24 protein-coding genes are annotated in these 23,964 nt (G+C 40.8%); 10 read left to right on the top strand and 14 right to left on the bottom strand.

What is annotated here, in order from left to right:
- Positions 1-163: 163 nt before the first annotated feature.
- From lexA to dprA, 6 genes are all read left to right on the top strand, one after another.
- Positions 164-787: a transcriptional repressor LexA gene (gene lexA / locus J5A60_RS01365; RefSeq protein WP_006716824.1), complete on the top strand. Its 624-nt coding sequence runs from the start codon at positions 164-166 to the stop codon at positions 785-787.
- Positions 788-938: 151 nt separating this feature from the next.
- A complete protein-coding gene (gene rpsF, locus J5A60_RS01360; protein ID WP_005555822.1) occupies positions 939-1,316 on the top strand; it encodes a 30S ribosomal protein S6 in 378 nt (125 codons plus the stop codon).
- Positions 1,303-1,629, top strand: a complete 327-nt coding sequence (gene priB / locus J5A60_RS01355; protein ID WP_109432648.1) for a primosomal replication protein N — start codon at positions 1,303-1,305, stop codon at positions 1,627-1,629. The genes rpsF and priB overlap by 14 nt, the downstream gene beginning before the upstream one ends.
- Positions 1,630-1,641: 12 nt before the next feature.
- Complete coding sequence (gene rpsR / locus J5A60_RS01350) at positions 1,642-1,872, top strand: 30S ribosomal protein S18 (protein WP_005541294.1); 231 nt, start codon at positions 1,642-1,644, stop codon at positions 1,870-1,872.
- A gap of 15 nt (positions 1,873-1,887) precedes the next feature.
- Positions 1,888-2,337: a 50S ribosomal protein L9 gene (gene rplI / locus J5A60_RS01345; protein ID WP_006716790.1), complete on the top strand. Its 450-nt coding sequence runs from the start codon at positions 1,888-1,890 to the stop codon at positions 2,335-2,337.
- 214 nt (positions 2,338-2,551) lie between these two features.
- Positions 2,552-3,667, top strand: coding sequence for a DNA-processing protein DprA (gene dprA, locus J5A60_RS01340; protein WP_212510323.1), 1,116 nt, complete (start codon positions 2,552-2,554; stop codon positions 3,665-3,667).
- Between the two features lie 220 nt (positions 3,668-3,887).
- Here the strand turns inward: dprA and J5A60_RS01335 are convergent, their stop codons facing one another.
- The 13 genes from J5A60_RS01335 to priA all read right to left on the bottom strand — a co-directional run bounded on the left by J5A60_RS01335 (position 3,888) and on the right by priA (position 19,415).
- Complete coding sequence (locus J5A60_RS01335) at positions 3,888-4,478, bottom strand: sigma-70 family RNA polymerase sigma factor (RefSeq protein WP_212510730.1); 591 nt, start codon at positions 4,476-4,478, stop codon at positions 3,888-3,890.
- 155 nt (positions 4,479-4,633) lie between these two features.
- A complete protein-coding gene (locus tag J5A60_RS01330) occupies positions 4,634-4,924 on the bottom strand; it encodes a hypothetical protein (protein ID WP_048750016.1) in 291 nt (96 codons plus the stop codon).
- A 231-nt stretch (positions 4,925-5,155) separates the two neighbouring features.
- Positions 5,156-7,129, bottom strand: coding sequence for an LTA synthase family protein (locus J5A60_RS01325; protein ID WP_212510322.1), 1,974 nt, complete (start codon positions 7,127-7,129; stop codon positions 5,156-5,158).
- Between the two features lie 69 nt (positions 7,130-7,198).
- On the bottom strand, positions 7,199-7,858 hold the full coding sequence (locus J5A60_RS01320) for an NAD(P)H-dependent oxidoreductase (RefSeq protein WP_111306096.1): 660 nt from the start codon (positions 7,856-7,858) through the stop codon (positions 7,199-7,201).
- 118 nt (positions 7,859-7,976) lie between these two features.
- Positions 7,977-8,270, bottom strand: coding sequence for a DUF167 family protein YggU (yggU, locus tag J5A60_RS01315; protein WP_212510321.1), 294 nt, complete (start codon positions 8,268-8,270; stop codon positions 7,977-7,979).
- 26 nt (positions 8,271-8,296) lie between these two features.
- The gene (locus tag J5A60_RS01310) at positions 8,297-8,857 is read right to left on the bottom strand and encodes a YggT family protein (RefSeq protein ID WP_212510320.1); all 561 of its coding nucleotides are present in this window, start codon (positions 8,855-8,857) and stop codon (positions 8,297-8,299) included.
- Positions 8,858-8,872: 15 nt separating this feature from the next.
- Positions 8,873-9,820 carry a magnesium/cobalt transporter CorA gene (corA, locus tag J5A60_RS01305; protein ID WP_048750024.1) on the bottom strand — a complete coding sequence of 316 codons (948 nt, stop codon included), beginning with the start codon at positions 9,818-9,820 and terminating at the stop codon, positions 8,873-8,875.
- A 419-nt stretch (positions 9,821-10,239) separates the two neighbouring features.
- Entirely contained in the window at positions 10,240-11,040 is an 801-nt protein-coding gene (locus J5A60_RS01300) for a class I SAM-dependent methyltransferase (protein WP_212510319.1), read from the bottom strand.
- 148 nt (positions 11,041-11,188) lie between these two features.
- Positions 11,189-14,287 (bottom strand): efflux RND transporter permease subunit, encoded by a 3,099-nt coding sequence (locus J5A60_RS01295; protein WP_212510318.1) that lies wholly within the window; start codon positions 14,285-14,287, stop codon positions 11,189-11,191.
- A gap of 13 nt (positions 14,288-14,300) precedes the next feature.
- The gene (locus J5A60_RS01290; RefSeq protein WP_212510317.1) at positions 14,301-15,491 is read right to left on the bottom strand and encodes an efflux RND transporter periplasmic adaptor subunit; all 1,191 of its coding nucleotides are present in this window, start codon (positions 15,489-15,491) and stop codon (positions 14,301-14,303) included.
- Positions 15,492-15,518: 27 nt separating this feature from the next.
- A complete protein-coding gene (locus J5A60_RS01285) occupies positions 15,519-16,088 on the bottom strand; it encodes a TetR/AcrR family transcriptional regulator (RefSeq protein ID WP_212510316.1) in 570 nt (189 codons plus the stop codon).
- A 200-nt stretch (positions 16,089-16,288) separates the two neighbouring features.
- Entirely contained in the window at positions 16,289-17,110 is an 822-nt protein-coding gene (gene ftsN, locus J5A60_RS01280) for a cell division protein FtsN (protein ID WP_212510315.1), read from the bottom strand.
- Between the two features lie 106 nt (positions 17,111-17,216).
- A complete protein-coding gene (gene priA / locus J5A60_RS01275; RefSeq protein ID WP_212510314.1) occupies positions 17,217-19,415 on the bottom strand; it encodes a primosomal protein N' in 2,199 nt (732 codons plus the stop codon).
- 147 nt (positions 19,416-19,562) lie between these two features.
- Here priA and J5A60_RS01270 point away from each other — a divergent pair, with 147 nt between their 5' ends.
- Genes J5A60_RS01270 through J5A60_RS09615 form a run of 4 tightly spaced genes read left to right on the top strand, consistent with a single transcriptional unit; the run spans position 19,563 to position 22,987 of the window.
- Positions 19,563-20,426, top strand: a complete 864-nt coding sequence (locus tag J5A60_RS01270; RefSeq protein ID WP_212510313.1) for a glycosyltransferase family 2 protein — start codon at positions 19,563-19,565, stop codon at positions 20,424-20,426.
- Positions 20,423-21,220 carry a glycosyltransferase family 32 protein gene (locus J5A60_RS01265; protein ID WP_212510312.1) on the top strand — a complete coding sequence of 266 codons (798 nt, stop codon included), beginning with the start codon at positions 20,423-20,425 and terminating at the stop codon, positions 21,218-21,220. The genes J5A60_RS01270 and J5A60_RS01265 overlap by 4 nt, the downstream gene beginning before the upstream one ends.
- 11 nt (positions 21,221-21,231) lie before the next feature.
- A complete protein-coding gene (wecB, locus tag J5A60_RS01260) occupies positions 21,232-22,347 on the top strand; it encodes a non-hydrolyzing UDP-N-acetylglucosamine 2-epimerase (RefSeq protein ID WP_212510311.1) in 1,116 nt (371 codons plus the stop codon).
- 34 nt (positions 22,348-22,381) lie between these two features.
- Positions 22,382-22,987, top strand: coding sequence for a CatB-related O-acetyltransferase (locus J5A60_RS09615; protein ID WP_212510310.1), 606 nt, complete (start codon positions 22,382-22,384; stop codon positions 22,985-22,987).
- Here the strand turns inward: J5A60_RS09615 and J5A60_RS01250 are convergent.
- Positions 22,980-23,828: a glycosyltransferase family 25 protein gene (locus J5A60_RS01250; protein WP_212510309.1), complete on the bottom strand. Its 849-nt coding sequence runs from the start codon at positions 23,826-23,828 to the stop codon at positions 22,980-22,982. The genes J5A60_RS09615 and J5A60_RS01250 overlap by 8 nt on opposite strands.
- Between the last annotated feature and the right edge of the window lie 136 nt (positions 23,829-23,964).

Genomic DNA, 23,964 nt, shown 5'->3' with positions numbered 1-23,964 from the left:
TTGGCGCTAGTTTAGCATAAAAACTTCATAGAATTAGTGACGAACAACACAATTCTAGGATAAGCCTCTGATTCGATTTATATTTCAACAAAAGAAAGGTTGCGCCCCAAGTTTTTCTGTATATAATACCAGTTAATTATGTATAAAATAACAGGGTGATTTTATGAAACCACTTACAGCTCGGCAACAGGAAGTTTATGATTTTCTGAAACACCATCTTGAAACAACCGGCATGCCACCAACTCGGGCGGAGATCTCTAAAGAATTGGGATTTCGCTCTCCAAATGCGGCTGAAGAACATTTAAAAGCATTGGCAAAGAAAGGCGTGATTGAAATTGTCTCCGGCACATCCCGTGGTATTCGCTTATTGCTTGAAGATAATGGGCAAGAAGAACCGGGATTACCGTTAATCGGGCGCGTAGCCGCGGGTGAACCGATTTTAGCGGAACAGCATATTGAAGGCACATATCATGTTGATCCGACTATGTTTAAACCACAAGCGGATTTTCTACTCAAAGTTTATGGTCAATCCATGAAAGACATCGGCATTTTGGACGGTGACTTATTAGCCGTCCACAGCACCAAGGACGTACGCAACGGACAAGTTGTCGTTGCCCGCATTGAAGACGAAGTCACAGTAAAACGTTTGGAGCGCAAAGGTTCAACGGTTTATTTACATGCCGAGAACGAGGAATTTGCCCCGATTGTCGTGGATTTGACTCAACCGACGCAATTCGAAATTGAGGGTATCGCTGTCGGCATTATTCGTAATAATGCTTGGATGTAAAAACACCGGAAAAATCGACCGCACTTTTCTTGCAAAAACCAGCTTTCCGTGTATAATTTGCGCCCTCAGTCACATCCGAATTAGTTCCTTGCTTCCACAAGATTGGTGACTGGTCTTACGTTGGAGGCTGATTAACCCGTAAGGAGCAGTAATGCGTCACTACGAAATCGTGTTTATGGTTCATCCGGACCAAAGCGAGCAAGTACCGGGCATGATTGAACGTTACACCGGTTCTGTAAAAGAAGCCGGCGGTCAAATTCATCGCCTAGAAGATTGGGGTCGCCGTCAATTAGCATACCCAATTAACAAATTACATAAAGCACACTATGTGCTTATGAATGTAGAAGCGCCTCAACAAGTAATCGACGAGCTAGAAACGACTTTCCGTTATAACGATGCTGTATTGCGCAGCCTTGTTATTCACACTAAGCACGCCGTAACCGAAGCGTCCCCAATGGTTAAAGCAAAAGATGATCGTAAAGCTTTAACTGAAGTTGAATCCAACGATTTTGAGGATGCTGAAGAGTAATTTGAACATTGAAAACCGTTTATCCATTATTGGTATCGTTACCGGTAATCTTAGACGGCGCAAAAGCCCAAACGGAATCGAACATTGCCAATTTTTATTGGAACATCGTTCAAACCAAGTGGAAGCCAATTTAAGCAGACAAGCTTGGTGCAAAATTCCGGTTCAGGTAAGCGGCAATCAATTAGTAGAAAAAACTCAAGGCATTACGGTCGGCAACAAAGTCTTAATTCAAGGTTTTCTAACCACCCATCAGTTAAATAATGGGTCAACGCAATTAGTCTTACATGCCGAGCAAATCGAATTTATAGATTAGGAGACCAGCCAAATGGCACGTTATTTCCGTCGTCGTAAGTTCTGCCGTTTCACAGCGGAAAATGTTGTTGAAATCGATTACAAAGATATCGCTACATTAAAGAACTACATTTCTGAAAGCGGCAAAATTGTACCAAGCCGCATTACCGGTACTCGTGCGAAGTACCAACGCCAATTAGCTCGCGCAATCAAACGCGCTCGTTATTTAGCGTTATTACCTTACTCTGACACGCATCATCACTAAGAAGGGGAAGGTCAAATGCAAGTAATTCTTTTAGATAAAATTGCACACTTAGGTAAAGTGGGCGATCAAGTAAATGTTAAATCCGGCTATGCACGTAACTTCTTAATCCCACAAGGTAAAGCAGTTATGGCAACCGCAGCTAACATTGAACACTTTGAAGCACGTCGTGCAGAATTAGAAGAAAAAGCAGCACAAGCATTAGCCGCTGCTGTTGACCGCGCAGCACGCTTAGAAGCATTAGGTTCTGTAACCATCGCGTCTAAAGCAGGTGACGAAGGTCGTTTATTCGGTTCTATCGGTACCCGTGACATCGCTGATGCAATCACTGCAAAAGGCGTTGAAGTGGCGAAAAGTGAAGTTCGTTTACCAAACGGTTTAATCCGTACTCTTGGTGAACATGAAGTAACTTTCCAATTCCATGGCGAAGTTTTCTCTCACTTGAACGTGATTATCGTTGCTGAATAATTCAGTGCGAAAAGAAAAACCCGGCTATCCTGCCGGGTTTTTTATTTGACACTAAAAAGTGCGGTAATAAAAAATAATATTTCTCCCCCACCTCTCCTAATTTTTATCCTCTTTCTTTTTAAATTACGATCCTGATCGCAAAACTTATTCCCTTTTTATCTTCCTTATTTCTGTTCTTCGTATAATTTTGCTTTAAAAAGAATCACAGAAGAACATGAAGAACCATTTACCTCTTTTACTTCGCCTATTACAAATTCCGAAACTAGGCCCAACCTCAATTCAAAAAATACTTGATCAAGTAAATTTATCTGATTTACAAGATTACGATGTTACCGCATTCAAACATATAGGTTGGAATGCCCAACAAATCCAAGCGTGGTTCAATCCTGAAAAACGCTATATTGAACCGGCACTTTTATGGAGAGAAAAAGAAGGAAATCATATTCTTGATTATTATCATCCGGACTATCCTGAGCAATTAAAACAAATTGACAGCGCGCCACCTGTGTTATTCGTCAAAGGTGAAACATCCACCTTATCTCACCCACAGATTGCTATCGTTGGCAGTCGCCAATGTTCTAGTTATGGGGAATACTGGGCAAAGTATTTTGCCTCAGAACTAACAACCAATGGTTTGATCATTACCAGTGGGCTCGCCTTAGGCATTGACGGATTTTGCCATCAAGCCGCTGTAGATTTGAGACAGCCGACTATCGCGGTATTAGGGAGTGGTTTGGAAGAGGTTTATCCGGCGAAACACCGTAAATTAGCACAACACATCATTGAGCAAGGTGGTTCGTTAGTTTCTGAGTTTTTCCCGTTGCAACCGCCTATCGCAGAAAACTTTCCCCGCCGTAATCGCATTATTAGCGGATTATCTCTCGCAACGTTAATTATCGAAGCCACTGAACGTAGCGGATCTTTAATCACCGCTCGTTATGCTCTGGAACAAAACCGAGAAATTTTTGCTCTACCCGGCAATATCCAAAGTCAATTTAGCCAAGGCTGCCATAAACTTATTAAACAAGGCGCGATGCTAGTAGAAAATGTAGAAGATATTTTAGAAAACCTTGCACCACAAATGGCATGGGAAAAACACCTGAAAAATAGACCGCACTTTTCTTCCCCAACGGCCATTTCTCCGCAACAAGAGGAAAAGGTACCACCTACTTATCCTGAACTTTATCAAGCGATTGGGTATACGCCAATCAGCATTGATTCCCTCTCTAGCACACTCAATTTGTCGGTGGAGCAACTTCTTATTCAGCTTTTAGAATTAGAACTTCAAGAACTGATTTACAGTGAAAACGGGTTATACCGCCGCACTTAATTTATCCCTCAAAAGACATCAAAATCCTCAGAATAAGAAACAATCGATGCTTATTGTTCAGAGAAATCATGCATTAACTTATGCATTTTTTTACAATTTTTAGCAAATGCGCGACAGTACGGACAAATAGCCAAATGCAGATACACCCGACCTTGTGTTAATAAGGACAGGGGTTTTTCTTGGTGCATTGAGATAAATTTGGTGACTTGATTACATTTCATCATTTCTCTCCTGCGTTATCCGTATGATCAAACCAATGGCGGGACAAGCATGCTTGTAATTGTAAGCGGGCGCGGTATAGCAACACGTGCAAATTAGAGATGGATAAATCACATTCTTGGCAAATTTGTTCACTTTGCATATCAAAATATTCTCGCATCATAAAAACACGCGCTTGCTGTGCCGGCAGATGATCCAGGCATGCTTCAAAAATAATCCAAAACTCTTTTTTATATGCCTGTTCTTGAGGTTCTTCCCAAGTTGAGGGTAAAAATCGACTACGATCCCAGTGCCCTTCTTGATCAAAAAACGCATTCGGGTCATCGTCATCACTGACTTCCGAAACGGTAAGTACACGCTGCCGATACTTCAACAAATCAATAATCTGATTTTTCAAAATGGCAAAAAACCACGTTTTTAATGCTGCCACACCTTTAAATGACGCAGCATGCTGATACGCCTTTGTCAGGGCTTCTTGCACCACATCTTCCGCCAAATCCTTGTCGCGCAACTGCAGCAGTGCAAATTTTAACATTTGCTCCCGAATCTCTTGTATTTGCTGAGATGAAATCAATTGAAAAGCCAACGGCATCGTTGAAGACATAAGAAAATCCGTTTTATCTGTACTTGCAGGCATTCATCATAATCCTCCCTCTTTCACAAAGAAAGCCATACCGCAGAATTCATAGATATGAATGATGTGCTTTTTGAAAAGGCTTGTTTAGCACAAGCCTTATCATTTAAAAGTTACATTTTTGGCTTCATTGCTTCAGCTTCTTTCATGCCCTGGTTCATTTTATTTTCCATCATCTTTTTACCTTCTTTCATCTTTTTCTTCATATCGTGTTTCATCGATTTTCCCTCTTTCATATCATCCATTTTCTTGTCCATCATCGGCTTGGCATCCTTCATGCTGTCCATTTTATGTTCCATTTGCTGTTCCATTGGTTGCATACTTTTCATTTCAGCAAAAACTTGAAAAGCCATTGCCATGCCAAGAACACCGGCTAATGTTACGAATGATGTCATTTTTTTCATAAGAAACTCCTTTAATCCTATTAAGATGTGTTGAAATTTTTTGATTAAGAAAAACCGTAAGAAAACGAATGCTTTCCTACATGCTGATTAGACGGAACTCGCCGACAATTTCTTACAAAAATTTTTATGAAAAAAGAGGGGATGGGAAGAGGAAATAAGCTGCGATGACAGAAAACAAAAAAGTGCGGTTAAAATCCATCGTGAATTTCCACCGCACTTTTCCTCTTAAAATCAGCGCTTACTTTCCGCCTGTTTAATTTCCGGTGTTGTGTATAAACGATGTTTATACAAGTAGCTACCTAACAATGCGTGAGCCAAAGCTTCTTTCACCATGCTTTGCGGCACTTCTGCTTCCGTTAAGGTTTCAGTAGCTTTGTCGTAACGGTAGGTTTTGGCGCCCACTTTCGGGAATTGAATCACCACGTCATTGCCACGCATCAGTGCCTGCACTTGGTCGTATTGCATAATGGCGCGATTTGGATTGTTCGGTTGAGTGAGGTCATAACCAATCATCGGGTAATCGCCACTAATGCCTGCCAGAGAAAGCAAGGTGGTCGGCATATCGAATTGGCTGACCAAACGATTATCGCGGCGCGGCTCGATGCCTTCGCCCAAAATCAATGCAGGAATATGGAAATGCTTAATTGGCATCAAGCTGGCACCGGCGACACGAGAGTCGTGGTCAGCAATCACTAAGAAAATAGTGTCTTGCCAATAATTGGAGGCTTTCGCCAATTTGAAGAAATGCCCAATCGCATAATCCGCATATTTTGCCGCGTTGTTGCGCGTGGTTTTAGGCTGTTCGTACAGATCGATTTTGCCATCCGGGAATTCAAACGGATCGTGGTTACTGGAACTGAATACGAGGCTAAAGAACGGTTTGCCTTCGTTGTGTAATTGGGTAAACGTCTCATTGGCTTTAGTGAACAAGTCTTCGTCACTCACGCCCCAAGTTCCGGTGAAACTTGGGTTTTGATAATCCATTTGGTCAATAATACGTTTAAAACCATTACCGTAGAAAAAGCCCGCCATGTTATCAAAATGCTTTTCCCCGCCGTAAATAAAGGACGTATCGTAACCCCGTTGGCTTAAGATTTGCGCCAAGGTAAAGAAACCATTTTGACTGTTATTCAATTTCACCACAGCACGTGCCGGTGTCGGGGTAAAACCTGCCGTAACGGCTTCTATGCCTCGTACAGAACGGGTACCGGTGGCGTATAAATTATCAAACAACCAGCCTTGCTGTGCCAACTTGTCAAATTCGGGCGACAATGGCAAACCGCCTAGCGTACCGATAAATTGCGCCCCAAGGCTTTCCTCCAACACAATCACGATATTTTTCGGTTTGCCTTGGTAAGTGGCTTGGTTACGGGTCAAAGTTGGAATTTCCTTAGAAAGATAAGCCTCTGCCGGACGGCTTCCGCTGTTTCTCACAATAGAGAGCATTTCTTCCACATCCATTTTGCCGTAGGCTTCGGAAGAGGTACCTTCGTCTTTAAATTGTTGCGCCGCATAAATGACGGAATAACCTGAATTCAACACCAAAGAGTTCACCATGGCATCAGAAGAAAACGCCACCATGGCCGGGTTAATCCCGCGGTGTTGAAAACTGGAACGCGCGCCAAGAAAACTCAAGGCAATCACCAACAACGCGACCACAGGACGCCAGGTCCAACGCATTGGCGTGATATTGCGCACCGCCCAACCGGCCAGCTTCCAATACACCACCACGGCAATCAACGTAAAAACGAGGCTAAAAATGACCGCACTTAAATGCCCTTCCATCAGCATGGAAAACACTTCTTTCGGGTAAATCAAATATTCGATGAACAGGCGATTCGGACGATAATCATAGGTTTCAATAAACGCCGGTGTCGCCAGCTCCATAAACACGATAAACACACTGCCGGCAGTCAACCAGAAACGCAAAATACGCTGCCAAATGCGCCCTAACGCGTTTTGATGATACAGTAATACCGTCAATAATGCCGGCACGCCGAATAAATAACACAAAGACACCACGTCCATGCGTAGGCCTTGCAAGAACAATTCGCCCCAACCGTTCACTGCACTGACCCGTTCCTGTTGCCATAAAGATAAGCCGAGGCGGGACAGCGTAAATACGATGAGATTAATCAAAGAAAAGAAAAAAATCGGAAATAGCAACGAACGCGGTCTGCCTTTCGTAAATAAATATCGTGACATGTCAGTCTCCAAAACATAAAAAAACCGTTCTTTTTAGCCATGAAAGCAAAGAACGGATTTAAGAAAAAATTATTCGATCCAATGAACAATCTCATTGAGTGGCTTGCGGGATTTTGGACGAATGTCTTTAGCACGATAGCCGAAAGTCACTGCCACGGATACCGCATATTTTTCCGCATCATATGCACCGGTTTGCGCCAAAATACGGTTGACTTCCGCATAATTAAACCCTTCGATCGGACAACTGTCGATACCGATTAAGGCAGCCCCCGTCATCATATTAGCCAAAGCGATATAAGTTTGTTTGCTCGCCCAATCGAATAAAGTGCGGTCATTTTCCAACACTTTTATGTCGTTTTTTTGGAATGTTTCGTATTTTGCGACAGCTTGTTGTAGTTGTTCTTCATTTAAGCCGCGACGCAACAAATTCTGGCGAAAATCGTCCGAATCGTAACGGGCTTTTTTATTCGCCAAAATGACGACCACATGGCTGGCATCATCTAACTGTGTTGCCATCCCCCAACTCACCGGTTTTAACGCTTGGCGTAACTCAGGGTTCTGAATCACTAAAAATTGCCACGGTTCAGAACCGACAGAACTCGGCGACAAACGCCCAAGCTCCAAAATATAATCAAAATCTTCTTGGCTGATTTTACGGGTAGGATCGTAATAACGCGTTGCGCAGCGAAAATGGAAGGCATCTAATACTTGTTGTTTAGTGATGCTCATAAATGTCTCCTTTACAATAACATAATGAGAAATAAGAATAAGTTGCAATTTGCTTGCTCATTCTCCGCTTATTTTGATATTTGTCCAGTAAAAAACATATGGATTTTTGACCGCACTTTTACACGGTTAAATAAGCTTCAATTTGTGGCGGAATCGCCTTAGGGCAAGGAATGAGAACCTGCTTATGTCGATTAAGCTCCCCTTTTTCCAGTACAATGCTACTTTTGGGCACTTTAAAAAGTTTACTGAGGAATTTGAGTAAATGGGCGTTGGCTTGTCCATCCACAGGAGGTGCGGTAATGCTGATTTTTAATTCATCATCATGCAAACCGACAATCTGATCTTTGGCGGCTTTGGGTTGTAAAAAGATTCTAAGGCGCAAATCATCGCCGTTTCGTTCTACTGCCGCCATATTGATATTCCTAAAATGTCGTTAGCTTAAAACGCTGCCACAGCCCAAAGACCACCGAAGATGTCATAGAGTATACGATTGAGTAAATACAAGATAAAAACTACCACCATTGGTGAAAAATCAATCATACCGGTATTAGGTAGAATTTTACGGATCGGACGAAGCACAGGCTCACTTAATTGGTACAACAAATATTGTGTTTGACCGGCAGCACGATTAAACCAGCTTAAAATGGCCCCTACTAACAACACGTAGAAAATAGCCTCACCAATGCTGTGCACCACACTTAATACACTAATTACGGCATATTCAAATAAGGAAGCACCTGCGATAGTGCCAAAAAAGTTTAATAAAGGAAATTTTACCCATCCCAAAATCAAACATGCCAATAACGCAGCAATATTCACCCCTTTCACTGTTGGCGCAAATTGACTGAGTGGCGCGACAACAGGCTGTGTCGCTTTCACTAAAGCTTGTGACAAAGGATTATAAAAATCCACTCGCGCTAGTTGGAACCAAACACGTAAGATTAAAATAAAGCTATAAACGCTGATCACAGTCGCAATCAAAAATTGAATTGAATTCATGCTGTTTCCTTAAAATTATAACCAGCCTTTGCGTTTGAAATACCAATAGGGTGCAAACGCTGCCAACGCCATTAATCCCAGTGCCATCGGATAGCCAAATTTAAACCCAAGTTCCGGCATGTCGTTGAAGTTCATGCCGTAATTGGAAGCTACCAATGTTGGTGGGAGGAAAATGACTGACACAACGGAGAAGATTTTAATAATACGGTTCTGCTCAATATTAATGAAACCCATTGCAGCTTGAAGCAAGAAGTTCACTTTTTGGAACAAGGATTCATTATGCGGTTGCAAAGACTCAATATCTCGTAAAATTTCACGCGCCTGTTCTAACTGATTTGCCGGCAAGCGAGTTTTACGCACTAAGAAACTAAGGGCGCGCTGCGTATCCATCAAACACAAACGTACTTTAGAGCTGGTATCTTCTTGTTCTGTTAAAGTTGCCAAAGCCTCATCAAAAGCTTCCCCTTGAGTGCCGTCTAATACCACGCGACTTAATTTTTCCAAATCGGCATACACGTTTTCAATCACATCAGCCAGTTGCTCGATTTTGGTCTCAAATAAATCCAACAATAATTCATAGGAGTTACATTCAATCAAACGCTGATTACGGGAACGCATACGATATAAACGGAACGCCGGTAATTCACGGTCACGCAAGGTAAACAAACGCCCGTCACGAATGGTGAACGCCACGCTGGCTAAATCCGCATAGTCATTTTCATCTTCACAATAAAAGAAGGAGTGCAAGTGCAAACCGTCTTCGTCTTCAAAAAAACGCGCAGATGCTTCGATGTCTTCCAATTCAAGAAAAGAGGCTAAGCTCTGGCCTAGATTTTCTTGCAAGGTCTCACGTTCTTCGATAGTTGGTTCAATTAAATCAAGCCAAATTGCGGTGTTTAACGGCTCGGTGGTTTCATCAATACGAACCAAGCGAGCGTCCTCAAGGGCAAAAGCATTTATCATTTTGTCATACTCCCGTATTGGACTATGCACATGGCAGTGAACGACGGCAAACGAAAGGAATATTACAAGCAATCACGATCAAAAGTGCGGTCATTTTTAGACGCGTTTTTTAACGACAAATAAAGAAAGCTGTAATGAAAGAATATGTTGCAAATTTCGTTTGACGAAAAGATGCCGAAAAAGAGAAAGGTAAAAGAAACTTACCAACGAAACCATCGCCGATAAGTGAGAAAGGCGATAGTTACAGTGAAAACTCCGTTCGGTATCGACTGTGACTGTCCAAAGTGTGTGTCCTCATGTTACTAAATCGCGCGCAATGTTACGCCTGAAAGCCTGATTCGTCAAGGCGAAGGCGAAAAAATCCCCTTCGCCGAATAACCTTTTAAAGTGAAAAAACACCTCAAAATTGCACCGCACTTTTAAGCCACATTCCACCAAATTAACGCCCATTTGCGTTGCCCGTGTTCGATGGCTTCGTTGTTCTGTTGTTTTTGACGATAAAATGCAAATAATCCTTGTTTTTCTTTGTCGTTCAACGGACCAAGGGAAAATTCCACCGAATTCAGCAAATCTTCATAGGTTTCGCCCATAAAACGGCCGGATTCCGTTTCAATGAAACTGAGGTTGGCTTGAATGCCTTTTTGGTAAAGCCGATTGAGCAGGTAAATATAGGTCGGGAAACCAATATCATCACGCCCGATGGCGGAAAATACGCCTTCATCTAAGAAATGGCGCTGCGTCACGGAAGTGAGATACACCCGTTTTTTCGCTTTAGCGCAAAGTTTCTCGATCATGTCGTCTAAATCATCCACTAAGGTAGAACGCGATGCCAAAATCACATCCACTTGCGGCACATCGTCCCAATTCTCCGACCAAGAACGACGAATCAGATTTAAATTTTCCAGTTGCAATTTTTGTTTATATTCCGCCAACACATCCAACATTCCTGTGCTATAATCTAAGGCGTACACCTGACTGCCTTGCTGTGCCAAAGGAATGGCAAAGGTGCCCGGGCCACAACCGATATCGAGAACGCTTTCGTCAGGTTGCACCTGCATGGTTTCCAGTAATTGTTGGTTATAACGGCTGGCTTTCCCCACCAGATTTTCTGCCATTCTGACGGCTTTTTTGTCCCATTTCTCCGGCGGCAAATTGTAATGGTTGCAAGCAATAAGATGCTGTTTGTAGAGGGCATTAAAATCAATATCGTAGAAAGTCATTGTATTTTCCTAAAAGTGCGGTGGATTTTGGTGATAGATTTTACTGCATTGCTATATTCTTTAAAATATAACGCATGCAAGATTTAACGCAAAAATAAACCGCACTTTGATTGCTCAACAGTGCGGTTTGTTTTACAGATGATATGAATTAGTGATTAATCTCACCTTCAATCGGTTTGATATTTTCATCAAATTCCGGAAGCGGTTTATGTTCACTTGCCACGTAAGAATAAATCACCGGCAACACGAACAGGGTAAACAACGTACCAACCGCCAAGCCTGAAACAATCACGATCCCCATACTGAAACGGGAAACTGCGCCGGCACCGGTGGCATAAAGCAATGGAACCAAGCCGGCAATCATCGCTGCAGTGGTCATCAGAATTGGACGCAAACGCACTTTGGCGGCTTCAGTAATGGCTTCAATACGATTTTTACCATGATTTAGCTGCTCTTCTTTTGCCACTTCACACATTAAAATACCGTGTTTGGTGATTAATCCGACCAACGTAATTAACCCCACTTGGGAGTAAATATTCAATGTCGCACCGGCTTTGCCAACAAAACCGAAAGCATTTAATGCTAATAATGCACCACTGATCGCCAACGGCACGGAAATCATGATCACCATCGGGTCACGAATAGATTCAAACTGAATTGCTAACACCAAGAAAATGATTACTACCGCCAACACGAACGTCACGGCTAACGCATTACCCTCTTGTACCAACTGGCGGGCTTCACCTTTGAAGTCGTAGTTATAACCTTGCGGTAACAATTCTTTTGAGCTGTCTTTCAGCCATTGAATCGCATCCCCAATGGAAGAACCCGGCATCGGTACCGCACTGATCACCGCCGAGTTCAGCTGGCTGAAACGTGGCAAAGAGCTTGGTTGTGGTTCTAACGTCATGCTGATCAAACTGCTTAGCGGAACAGAGGTGCCATTCGCTGCCGAAACATAATAATTATCCCAACTTTGTGGAGATAAGCGATCTTCGCGTTTTACCTGTGAAATAATTTTATACGCACGACCGTCAATATCCACACGTTCAACTGTCGCCGCAGATAAGAAGCTGCCTAATGTTGCACTGATTTGTTTCATCGTAATGCCGTAAGTACCGGCTTTTTCACGGTCAATTTTGATGTGCATTTGCGCCGTGTCGAATTTCAAATCTAAGCTCGAGTAAACGAACTTGCCGGATTTCTGCATCGCTTCCAAGAATTTACCGGCAACATTCGCTAAATCTTCATAGCCTTTTGACGTACTAATCACAAAACCAATCGGTGGCCCTTGTTCCCCGGTTTCAATTTCCGGGAAGGCAAAACCACTAACAGACACTTCAGGAATACCTTTGGCTTTGGCGTTCAATTCTGCCAAAACCTGCGCCTGACTTCTGGAACGATCTTTCCAGTCTTTCAAGGTTACAACATTCAAAGATTGGTTGGTGCTTGGCACACCGGAAATACTCATGGCAAATTGCACTTCGTCTGTATCCGTTAACATTTTTTGATACGGTGCCATCGCCGCTTGTACATAATCTACGTTCACGTTAGATGGTGCAGAACCAATGGCCAAAAATGCGCCTTTGTCTTCTGTCGGGGTCAATTCACTGGAAAGGGAATTAAACAATACCGGTAATGTGGCAAAAATCGCTGCCGCAAATACCAACATACATTTCCGATTCGCCATCACTAAACCTAAAACATAAGTATAGGCATTGTTGATTTTAGTTAATGTGCGGTTAACACGCGCTTCCAATTTGCTTGGTTTATCGTGTCCTTTCAACAATTTACTGGTCATCATCGGAGAAAGCGTTAATGCTACGATACCGGAAATAAACACCGCACCGGCAAGGGTTAAGGCAAACTCTTTAAACAATGTTCCGGTAATACCGCCCATTAACGCCATTGGTGAATATACCGCAATCAACGCAATCGTCATGGAAATGACCGGCACAGCAATTTCGCGTGTACCGATAATCGCCGCACGGAATGGCGTTTCACCGAGCTTAATATGGCGGTCAACGTTTTCCAACACCACAATGGCATCATCCACCACCAAACCGATCGCTAAAATTAAAGCCAGCAATGTCATCAGATTGATGGAGAAATCCAACGTTTGCAACATCATGATCACCCCGATAAGGGAAATCGGAATGGTAATGACCGGAATCAAAATCGCACGGAAGGACCCGATAAACATGGTAATCACCACCAATACGATAATTGTCGCTTCAATGATAGTTTTTACCACTTCTTCAATGGAGTTGTTAATAGCAACAGTGCGGTCATATAAAATGTCTGTTTGAATCGCATCCGGCAAATTATTTTTAATGCTTTCATACAGCGGCAGGATTTTTTCTGCCACCGTTAACGGGTTTGCCGAAGACGTCGGATTCACCGCCAACACCACGGAATCAGAACCGTTTGCCACTGCACGAGCATTATCGCTGGATTTATTCAATTCAATATCTGCAATATCGCGTAAACGGACAAGTTTATCGCCATTGGAATACACAATCAGTTTGCTTAACTCATCAACGGATTTTGTGGTGGTATCCACTTTATTTTTGTACACCACGTAAAAACCGTTGTCGTTACCCGCCGCCGTTTGCACGTTGTTTGAGGATAAGGCAGACATCACTTGCGTGGCAGAAAGATTTTGTGCTGCCATTTTTTGTGGATCCAACCAAATGCGCAGAGCATATTCAGATGCACCGAAAATATCCACGCTGGCAACCCCTTCCACGGTAAAGAACTGCGGTTTCACCACACGTTGAATATAGTCCGTCACTTGGCTTGCATCTAACTTATTGGAACGGAAACTAATATACATAATGCCCGAACCACCGGTAGAAGAAGTCACCGTCGGATCTTCAATCCCACTTGGCAATTCTGAACGCACGGAATTCACCTTCGCCAACACATCAGCAAGCGCCGCATTCGGGTCGGTATTTAATTTCATTTTCACCGTGATCGAAGAACTGCTCGGTCTACTGGAAGAAGACATATAGTCCACGTTATCCGCCTGCGCGACCGCTTCTTCAATTTTCGAGGTCACAAACGCCTGAATCAAGTTCGCATCTGCGCCGGGATATGCCGTTGTCACGGTGATCACCGTAGTTGTCATTTTAGGATATTCACGCACCGCCAGTTTGGAAATCGCCTGTAATCCCAAAATAATGATTAACAGACTAATCGAAACCGCAAGCACCGGGCGACGAATAAATATATCGGTAAATTTCATTCGTATTTCCTAATTAAAGATTGGTTTTCGATGCAGGTTGTGTGGTGCCTACGCCTTCTTTATCCGCCACAAGCACTAACGCACCGTTACTTAAATTTTGCTGACCACCGGTCACGATTTTATCGCCGATTTTCACTTCATCACCTTTTAGCTGAGCATAGATACCTTGGCGATCTTTGGTAAACACCGTGATTTGCTTCGCACGATACATTTTGTTCACATCGCCTTGGCTAGCAAATTTCTCTTTTTCCTCATCAGAAAGTGCGGTCAAAATATAAAGCGATTCGCCATACATGTTGTAGCTCACGGCGACTTGTGGCACGACAATTTGGTCATACTCCGTTGCCAATGCCACGTTTAAACGGGTGAACATACCGGATAACAGTTTTTCGCCATCTTCCGGATCAAACGTGGCTTGCACGTCAATTAACCCGGTGGAAGAATTAATCGCCGGTTCAATCGCAGAGATCGTTGCCGAGAAGGTTTCGCCTAAACGGGCATCTGCTGTCGCGGTGACTTTTTGACCGATATGCAATTTTTCCAATAAATTCTGTGCAATCGCAAAATCTACTTTCATAGAACTACGATCTTCCACACGCACGATTTCTGTGCCGTTCGATACATACTGTCCCACATTAACTTTCACGATACCCGCTTTGCCATCAAAAGGTGCAACAATCTGACGGCGCGCAATTGTGGCTTTTAAGGATTCCACATTCGCCACTTGCGCATCATACGCCGCTTTGGCATTGTCTAATTCTTGCTGAGAAATGCCACCACTTTTCGCCAAATTCGCATAGCGTTGATACGTTTGACGTAATGAAATCACTTGTGCTTCAGCCGCTTGTAAGCTTGCTCGCTCCACGGAGCTGTCTAATTCCACCAACAAATCGCCTTTTTTCACGCTTTGTCCGTTAGTGACTAACACTTTTGAAATCGTCCCCGCACTTTGCGCACTCAACATCGCCCCTTGATTTGGACGAACCAACCCGGTGGTCTCAATCACCGGCGTCCATTGCTGAGCAGAAACGGTCATTGCCGTCACCGGAACAGCTCTTTCTCCTTGATTAGCCAAGAAATCCGCAATGCCTTTCGCTTTCATCTGATTCATCACAATCATTGCGATGAAAATTAAAACAAATATTCCAAGCGTCAGTTTTAACAAGAAAACGTGCAAGCGCTTTGGTTTGATGGTTTCGGTCATACAAACTCCGTAATATCTCTTGAGTGATTATTGATTTTTAACAGCCCGCCAAGCCCGTTCAATCACAGACTCCAGCATTTCTGTTGAAACTTCTTTGATAAAATGTTGGCATTTGAAGGCGATATTAATCGCGCTTTCCAACGAGATGGCAAATAAAATATGGGTTGGCAAATCTGCCACTTCGCCCGCCTCTTTTGCCTTGTTACAAAAGTGATGCCACAGGCTATCTTGCTCCCATTCCCGACAAATATCAGTAAATCCCGGTAAAGATTCATATTGGTGCATATTACTCATGATCGTCGGATCACTTTGCAAAAACGTCCAAATATTCCACCACATTTTCCGATACTGCTCGGCAAAAGATTGCGTTTCATCGTGATCTTTTTCCATCGCACGTTGAAATGAGAGGAAAATATGACGAGCGAATTGGGCCAACAATTCTTCTTTATTTTTAAAATAAATATAAATGGTCCCCGGCGAAATTTTTGCAGCCTTTGCGATTTTATGCATCGACAAATTCGGCAAGCCTTCCACCGCCATCAAGTTGTCCGTTGCAGAAAAAATCCGCTCAATCATATCCATTTCAGATTGATTCATAGTCATTCGTAAACATTGAGTAAATCGTTAAGAAGTGCGGTGAAAAATATTTTCACCTCGCACATGGGGTAGGTTACATACAGTAAATACATTACCACTGAATGAACGTTCGTTCATTTTATTGATTTTTTGTTTTTTGGCAAGTTAAAAATAAAAAAAGTGCGGTGAAAAATCACCGCACTTTTTTGTTATTTCATTCATTACATGGCAATCACAACACAGTTAATTACGCTCTTAGCTTTTTCCTGCATCTTCACTGCGGCGTTGCGATCCCCTGCCGGACCAACCACAACACGGTTCCAATCCGCACTTTCTTTCACTCTCGCCGGCAATCCGAGCAAGCTTAAACGCGCCTGTAAACCTTCTGCCTGTGCTTTATTTTTAAAAGCGCCACACTGTAAGCCATATTTTCGCTCACCACTATTACTTGTCGGTGTTTGTTGCGCTGGCTCCGTTTTTTTCTGAGGTTCAGCCTTCACTGTTTGCTCAGCTTTTTTCTCTTCTTTTGGCATTGTAGCCTTCTTCGCTTCTACAACCTGAGGTTGCGGCTTCGATTGTACTTGAGGCTGTTGTGTTGCTTGTGTAGTAGCCGATTGAACCGATTGTTGCGTAGCTACTTGTGCAGTTTGTTGGGTTTCTGCCGCTTTCGTTTTTGCCAATTCAGCTTGTTTTTGCTCTTCTTCCATCGCAGCTAAAATCTTGCGTTGTTCTTCTGTTAAACGCATATTTTTATCCAACGATTTTGGATTATCATCAATCGGTACCGTGCGTGTTTCCAATGCTTTGATATAACTCCACACTTCTTCCGGGCGATTCGGTAAAACACTTTTCGGCTGTGTTTTTTCGACAGTTTCTTGCGGTTGTACTACATTTTCCGGCGCTTTTTCCTTCAACAAATACAATCCAAATGCAAATGCCGCCACAATCATGATTGCAAGCATTAACAACATCGACTTATTACTTTTGCGCTGCTTCTTCTTTTTCTTTGCGCCGCTACGGGCGGCGTAATCACGTTGAGCCACGATAAAACCTGTTTAATCTAACTAAAATAATCAATAACTATATGACAATAAAAAATTCTGCTAATTCTACTGAAAAATTACTTTATTGACTACAAAAAAGCCGAAACTAGCTTAAATCCAACGGATCCACATCTAAAATCCACCGCACTTTTGTTGCTTGATCGCCTTGGTCGCGTCCAAATGCCGTCAAGACCTGATGCAAAGTTGCACGAGAAGGATGCTGCAATAATAACTGCCAACGATATTGCCCTGCTTTTTTGCTGAATGGCGCGGGCATTGGACCTAATATTTGTAATTCTGGGGCAATATCTCGTTTCACCTGCTGTAAATATGCCGCAAACTGCGCCAACAAATGCTCTGCGTCTTCGCTATGGCGGCTTTGCGCTTTGAACAAGGCTTGCGAACTGAAAGGTGGTAACCCCATCGCTTTACGCAAGGCGAGGGCATTGAGGGCAAATTGGTTGTAACCTTGTTGCAACAGACTTTGTAACAAAGGATGTTCCGGGTAATGGGTTTGTAAAAGCACTTCACCTTGTTGGGTGCCACGCCCCGCACGGCCTGCCACCTGCATATAAAGTTGAGCCAGCCGTTCTTCCGCACGGAAATCCAATGAAAATAACGCACTATCCACATTTACCAACGCGACTAAGGTGACATTAGGGAAATGGTGTCCTTTCGCCAACATTTGTGTCCCGATAAGAATTTGGCTTTTACCCTGTTGAATATCTTCTAAATAACCTTCTAACTTACCTTTGCGCGCCGTCGTGTCACGGTCAATTCGGGCAATGCCGTAATTTGGGAAAATTGCTTTTAAGGAATCTTCTAGCTGTTCCGTACCTAAGCCCGTAGTGATTAATTGGGTGGAACCACAATTTCCGCATTGGCGCGGAATCGGCTTTTGTGCACTGCAATGATGACAACGCAACACATTGTGTTGTTGGTGATAGGTATAAGGTTTATCGCAATGGCGACATTCCGCCATCCAGCCGCATTCATGGCACAGCAACACCGGTGCAAAACCGCGTCGATTCAGAAATAACAAGACTTGATTGCCTTTTTCTAAATGCGCCTGCATACGTTTTATCAGGATTTCAGATAAACCATTGCGCATTGACTGATGTTTTAAATCAATGATGTGTTGCTGAAGTGCGGTGGACTGATTGGCTTTTTCTGATAGGCACAAGCGCTGATATTTTCCCTGTTGCACGTTATTCAAACTTTCCAAACTGGGCGTTGCCGACCCCATTAAAACGGGAATATTCAGTTGTTTTGCATACACCACCGCCAAATCGCGAGCATGATAACGCCAACCGTCTTGCTGCTTAAAAGACGCGTCATGTTCTTCATCGATAATAATCGCGCCTAAATCGGCAAATTGTGTAAACAGCGCAGATCGCGTACCAATAATGACCGCACTTTGCCCACTGCGCGCACGTTGCCACACGTGTAATCGTTGCGTGTCATTTAAATTGGAATGCAACACATCAATCGCCACGTTAAAACGGGCTTGGAAACGACTTACCGTTTGTGGCGTCAACCCAATTTCCGGCACCAAGACCAACACTTGTTTGCCTTGATTTAAAATCTCTTCAATAAATTGCAGATAGATTTCTGTTTTGCCGGAACCTGTCACGCCGTCCAACAGCCAAGCCGTAAAGCCTTGAGTAAATTTCAATTGGCTAAACACCAACGCTTGTTGTTTGTTAAGTGTTAATCGATCTGCTTTATTGACGATTGTCTCGCCAACTAATTGCTGTTGCCAGGTTTGAATTTCCGATTCTTGGGAAACTTCAGTAATGTATTCTTTGGCTTTCAACACCGACCAAATGCCACTGCCAAAGGGATTGTTGCCTTTTTCCATCCCCTCCTTTGCCGCCTGCAATGCTTCAAGTTGTTTTTTCGAGCGTTTTAGTAAGCCTTGCGCCAACGCTTGATCGCCAAGTGCGGTCGGTTTCCAAAAAACTTTTTGTTTTTCCACCGCACTTTCACCTTGGCGCAACTTCACCGGCAATGCTTGCGACAACACTTCTCCCAAAGGCGCATGATAATAATTTGCCGCCCAACTTAAGAACTGCCAACTTTCCGGAGAAAACAGAGAAGTATCATCAAGACAGGCTAGCACAGGCTTCAACTGTTCTTCAGGCACATCCGTCTGTTCCACCACGTCAACCACGACGCCAACCCGCTTCTGCGTCCCAAACGGCACAAGCACCCGCGCCCCAACGACAACCTTCATCGACGCAGGGAGGACATAGTCAAAATAGCGATGTAGCGGCACCGGAAGTGCGATTCGGGCAAATGGCATGAATGGAAATTAAGTGAACTAAAATGGGCTCGGAATATAGCATTTTGGGGGATTATTGTCTATTTAGGGGCTTTCACATCTTGAAGATTTAACTGTTTTAGGTAAAATCGCCCAACAAATCTAACTTTATCTAGGGTATTACTTATAATGATCTCCATCATTCTACCAACATATAATTGTGCTGATTATCTCGATAGGTCAATAATGTCAGTAATTAGACAAACGTATAATAATTGGGAATTATTAATTATTGACGATGGCTCAACAGATAATACTAAAGAAATATGTAATTATTATTGTAACATTGACAAAAGAATAAAATATATTTACCAAATAAACCAAGGTGTTTCAGTAGCTCGGAATAATGGAATAAACTTAGCTCAAGGGCAGTATATAGCCTTCTTAGATGCAGATGACCTTTACACTTCCAATTTCTGCTCTGAGTTAATATACAAAATATATAATTATGATATAGCTTACTCAGGATTTACATATAAAAAAGAAGATAATACTAATAAAAGTAAAATACTAAAGGAAACCGGAAATATATTAATACCTTACTTAAACTCTATCTCCAATCAAGAACACCCATTACACATATGCTCCATGCTTATAAAAAAAGATATTCTGATTAAAAATCAGATATTATTTACTCCTCATGTAAAGAATTGCGAAGACACTGAATTCATTATAAAAGTCCTATATGTAGCAAATGCCAACTACTTTAACGGACACCTATTCACCTATCTACAAGGAAGAGCTGGTTCAGCAACATCTAACACCCCTATAATAAATCAAATAACATCAATATTAGAAAGCTTTAAAAGAATTTATATATCATCTCCTGATAATATAAAACCACATATTAGATATCTAATTAAAAAAGAAATTAATTTCTGGCTGAAGACATTACTCAGTAGAAAGTTAAGAAAAAACATCAAGACTATTTTATCTATAAAAAAATGGGAAATATATAATAGAAATATATTAAATATAAAGGATAAAAAATGACAATACCTAAAAAAATACATTATGTTTGGGTAGGAACAAAAGAAAAACCTCAACTTGTTATTGATTGTATAAATTCTTGGAAAATTATTTTACCTGATTATGAAATAATAGAATGGAATAATAACTCTTTACAAAACATAAAAAATGACTATGTAAGTGAAGCTTACAAGAATAAAAAATGGGCTTTTGTTTCTGATTACCTAAGATTATATGCGTTATATCATGAAGGTGGAATATACCTTGATTCAGATGTTGAAATAACACAAAAAATAGATCAATTTCTTCATTTAGATTTTTTTAGCGGATATGAAGTATATGGTGAAAACAAAAGATTCTTCCCTATTACTGCATTAATGGCCGCCCAAAAACACAATGACATCATTAAGGATTTGTTAGATGAATATAGCAATATTCACTTTGAAACAAAAGCGGGATTAGATCTAACACCAAACACATTTAGAATAAGTGAGTATTTTAAAAATAAATTTGACATCAAAGAACCTTATAATGGTGAAAGCACAACCAAGATAAATGAGAAATCTATAATATACCCATATTATTATTTCTGTACTCCTAGAGATAACTTTGATAATTTTTCCATTCACCATTTTAATGGCTCATGGAAGCCTTCTCATGAAAGAAAAGATAAATTCAATCTATTTAATAGATTTATAATTTCTAGATTCAAGAAAAAAGGAATAGGAGATCTACCAATAACACAAAATGAAAAAATACTCTTTTCAATAAGAGTATCCAATCTAAAAAGTTATGTATTAATAAAAATAAAGGACTAGAGAATATTATTATGAAGAGATATCTTATTGTATTTGGAACTCGACCTGAAGCTATTAAAATGGCACCTCTTATAAAACAGATGAAATATAATAATCTAAACTTCAGAGTTTGTGTCACTGGGCAACATAGAAAAATGTTAGATCAAGTCCTAGAAATATTTGAAATTAAGCCTGATTACGATCTAGACATTATGAGTAATCAACAAACATTATCTACTATTACCTCTAGTATCTTACAAAAAATACAACCAATTATAGAGGAATATAAACCAACCTTGATTTTTGTTCATGGCGATACAACAACAAGCTTTGCAACTAGTCTAGCAGCTTATTATAACAGAATAGATATAGCTCATATTGAAGCTGGCCTAAGAACTAATAATATTTATTCTCCTTACCCAGAAGAAGGCAATCGAAAATTAATAGCTGCAATCACAAAATACCATTTTACCCCAACACAAACATCAAAAGATAACTTATTAAAAGAAAACATACCTGATAAAAATATTTATATTACAGGAAATACTGTAATTGATGCTTTATTTACAGCTCGCAATAAAATAAATAAAAATATTACACTATTGAATAAATTAAAAAGTCAATTCGACTTCCTAAACTCAGATAGAATTATTCTAATTACAGGTCATCGAAGAGAAAATTTTGGAGAGGGTTTTGAAAACATATGCCGAGCGATTTCGGAATTATCATTGCTTCATCCAGAAGTTCAATTTGTATATCCAGTACATCTAAACCCTAATGTCAAAGAGCCTGTTAACCGGTTATTAAGCAACAAATCTAATATTCATTTAATTGAACCATTAGACTATTTATCTTTTATCTATTTAATGAATTCTTCATATTTAATTCTCACTGACTCAGGAGGAATCCAAGAAGAAGCACCATCTCTAGGAAAACCTGTATTAGTAATGAGAGAAACAACTGAAAGACCTGAAGCTATAAAATCAGGAACTGTAAAATTAGTTGGAACATCTAAAAATATGATAATTGAACAAGTTAATTTATTACTCACTAATGAACTTGAATACAATAAAATGTCTCAAGCACACAACCCATATGGAGATGGTTCTGCGGCAATGCAGATAATATCTATATTACAAAGAAATTAATATACAAATAAGTTATACTTTAATAGTGGGCAATATGAAATTAAAAGAATGGTTCTATAAAATACTAAAACATAATAAAAAAGAAAAATTTAAAGATGTAAAAAAAGGAAATCAAGTTCAATTTTTTATAGAAGATGATCTCATTATAACTGATGATTGTGAAATTGGAGATTATTCTTACCTACATAAAGGTATGTTTAAAAACACCAAAATTGGACGTTATTGTTCAATTGCTACAGGAGTTAAAATTGGTTTAGATAATCATCCTATAAACTGGCTATCAACACATCCATTCCAATATGCTGACTCTTATACAAACTTTCTACCTAAAAGAACTCATATTGGCAATGATGTTTGGCTAGGGGCAGATGTTATAATTTTAAGTGGCTTAACTATTGGTGACGGCGCAATAATTGGAGCAGGAAGTGTTGTTACAAAAGACATTCCACCATATGCAATAGCAGTTGGTGCTCCTGCAAAAGTTATTAAATATCGTTTTGAGCAAGATATTATTAGCAAACTACTAAAATTAAAATGGTGGGAATTAGGTTATCAAGATTTACAAAATGTAGATTTTGATAATATTTACACTGCTATTGAACAAATAAAAAGAATTAAACAAGGAATTGATATCAAATAAATGGTACAACATCCTTTCCCAAATTCTCTTTAAGGCGTTGTTGTTCTTTCCATTTTTCTTTATTGAGTGCCCGTATAGTATTATCTTTTATTCGATCTAAACGCTGTCTTAGTGTTTTTTTTAGTTGTATTGCTGTATTCTTCTTTCGATCTTGCTGGAGCCCACTCGTCAATGTGCTACTTTCCTGATTCAATTGCAATTCTTGTACACAAATTGCAGGGTTAAGTTGATACACCTGATAAAGATCAATATTTATCCATTCATTGAACATGATTTCATCAATCGCCTTAACTTCTTCTACAGTAAGTTTTTCAAATACATGAATAAAGTATCTCGCAGCAGCATTAGAAATAATATAGCCTGCCGTGCCAAAGTGTTTAGATTTTAAAATATCAATTTCTCTTTGATGGTAAGGCAATATCTTTTCCTGTTTTTCAAGCTTAACAGGCATCAAAAAGGTTTCTAAACGCAAGACAAAAATCTCTTGAAAATTGAACCGCACTTTTAACCACTCATCTTCTGCAAGAAACCGTTCTGCATTCTCACCAAGCAAAATATCGTCCTCAAAAAGCGTGATGAAATCTAAATCATCATCAACACACTTTTTCCACAACATGAAATGACTCATCAAACAGCCCTTCTCTCCCATGGTTAACTTAGGAGTGGCTGCAACATTGGGAAGATAACGCAGTAAATGATCAGTGAGACGCTCAGAAGGTGTAAACGCATCAAAAAATTCAAATGGGATGTTCTGTTGACCGAATTGTTGGATGATGTGATTTCGACGTTTATCCGCAGTGGAAATGCTGATAACAAAGTTTTTATTTTCAATGAAATGCATACGGAGATATGAAGTTAGCCTTAAGTTACCGATTATCTTACTATTTTGAGGCAATGAAATGAATCTTAATATGCACAAAAAATCAAAGTGGCAGATCGGCTCACAGCTTGAACTATGCTAATTTTTTCTGTAAAAT

The organism is Aggregatibacter sp. oral taxon 513 (genome assembly GCF_018128305.1).
Lineage (GTDB): Bacteria > Pseudomonadota > Gammaproteobacteria > Enterobacterales > Pasteurellaceae > Aggregatibacter > Aggregatibacter segnis_A.
This window is presented reverse-complemented; position numbering and strand designations above follow the sequence as displayed.

What these genes read in the sequence shown, in the direction of transcription:
- dprA (WP_212510323.1), top strand. Translation starts at nt 2,552, where the DNA reads ATGAAGAACCATTTACCTCTTTTACTTCGCCTATTACAAATTCCGAAA.
- J5A60_RS01250 (WP_212510309.1), bottom strand. Translation starts at nt 23,828, where the DNA reads ATGCATTTCATTGAAAATAAAAACTTTGTTATCAGCATTTCCACTGCG.
- priB (WP_109432648.1), top strand. Translation starts at nt 1,303, where the DNA reads ATGCTGAAGAGTAATTTGAACATTGAAAACCGTTTATCCATTATTGGT.
- corA (WP_048750024.1), bottom strand. Translation starts at nt 9,820, where the DNA reads ATGATAAATGCTTTTGCCCTTGAGGACGCTCGCTTGGTTCGTATTGAT.
- J5A60_RS01320 (WP_111306096.1), bottom strand. Translation starts at nt 7,858, where the DNA reads ATGAGCATCACTAAACAACAAGTATTAGATGCCTTCCATTTTCGCTGC.
- J5A60_RS01295 (WP_212510318.1), bottom strand. Translation starts at nt 14,287, where the DNA reads ATGAAATTTACCGATATATTTATTCGTCGCCCGGTGCTTGCGGTTTCG.
- J5A60_RS01285 (WP_212510316.1), bottom strand. Translation starts at nt 16,088, where the DNA reads ATGAATCAATCTGAAATGGATATGATTGAGCGGATTTTTTCTGCAACG.
- rpsR (WP_005541294.1), top strand. Translation starts at nt 1,642, where the DNA reads ATGGCACGTTATTTCCGTCGTCGTAAGTTCTGCCGTTTCACAGCGGAA.
- rpsF (WP_005555822.1), top strand. Translation starts at nt 939, where the DNA reads ATGCGTCACTACGAAATCGTGTTTATGGTTCATCCGGACCAAAGCGAG.
- J5A60_RS01335 (WP_212510730.1), bottom strand. Translation starts at nt 4,478, where the DNA reads ATGCCGTTGGCTTTTCAATTGATTTCATCTCAGCAAATACAAGAGATT.
- J5A60_RS01325 (WP_212510322.1), bottom strand. Translation starts at nt 7,129, where the DNA reads ATGTCACGATATTTATTTACGAAAGGCAGACCGCGTTCGTTGCTATTT.
- J5A60_RS01310 (WP_212510320.1), bottom strand. Translation starts at nt 8,857, where the DNA reads ATGAATTCAATTCAATTTTTGATTGCGACTGTGATCAGCGTTTATAGC.
- J5A60_RS09615 (WP_212510310.1), top strand. Translation starts at nt 22,382, where the DNA reads ATGAAATTAAAAGAATGGTTCTATAAAATACTAAAACATAATAAAAAA.
- J5A60_RS01270 (WP_212510313.1), top strand. Translation starts at nt 19,563, where the DNA reads ATGATCTCCATCATTCTACCAACATATAATTGTGCTGATTATCTCGAT.
- J5A60_RS01290 (WP_212510317.1), bottom strand. Translation starts at nt 15,491, where the DNA reads ATGACCGAAACCATCAAACCAAAGCGCTTGCACGTTTTCTTGTTAAAA.
- J5A60_RS01265 (WP_212510312.1), top strand. Translation starts at nt 20,423, where the DNA reads ATGACAATACCTAAAAAAATACATTATGTTTGGGTAGGAACAAAAGAA.
- yggU (WP_212510321.1), bottom strand. Translation starts at nt 8,270, where the DNA reads ATGGCGGCAGTAGAACGAAACGGCGATGATTTGCGCCTTAGAATCTTT.
- wecB (WP_212510311.1), top strand. Translation starts at nt 21,232, where the DNA reads ATGAAGAGATATCTTATTGTATTTGGAACTCGACCTGAAGCTATTAAA.
- lexA (WP_006716824.1), top strand. Translation starts at nt 164, where the DNA reads ATGAAACCACTTACAGCTCGGCAACAGGAAGTTTATGATTTTCTGAAA.
- rplI (WP_006716790.1), top strand. Translation starts at nt 1,888, where the DNA reads ATGCAAGTAATTCTTTTAGATAAAATTGCACACTTAGGTAAAGTGGGC.
- J5A60_RS01300 (WP_212510319.1), bottom strand. Translation starts at nt 11,040, where the DNA reads ATGACTTTCTACGATATTGATTTTAATGCCCTCTACAAACAGCATCTT.
- priA (WP_212510314.1), bottom strand. Translation starts at nt 19,415, where the DNA reads ATGCCATTTGCCCGAATCGCACTTCCGGTGCCGCTACATCGCTATTTT.
- J5A60_RS01330 (WP_048750016.1), bottom strand. Translation starts at nt 4,924, where the DNA reads ATGAAAAAAATGACATCATTCGTAACATTAGCCGGTGTTCTTGGCATG.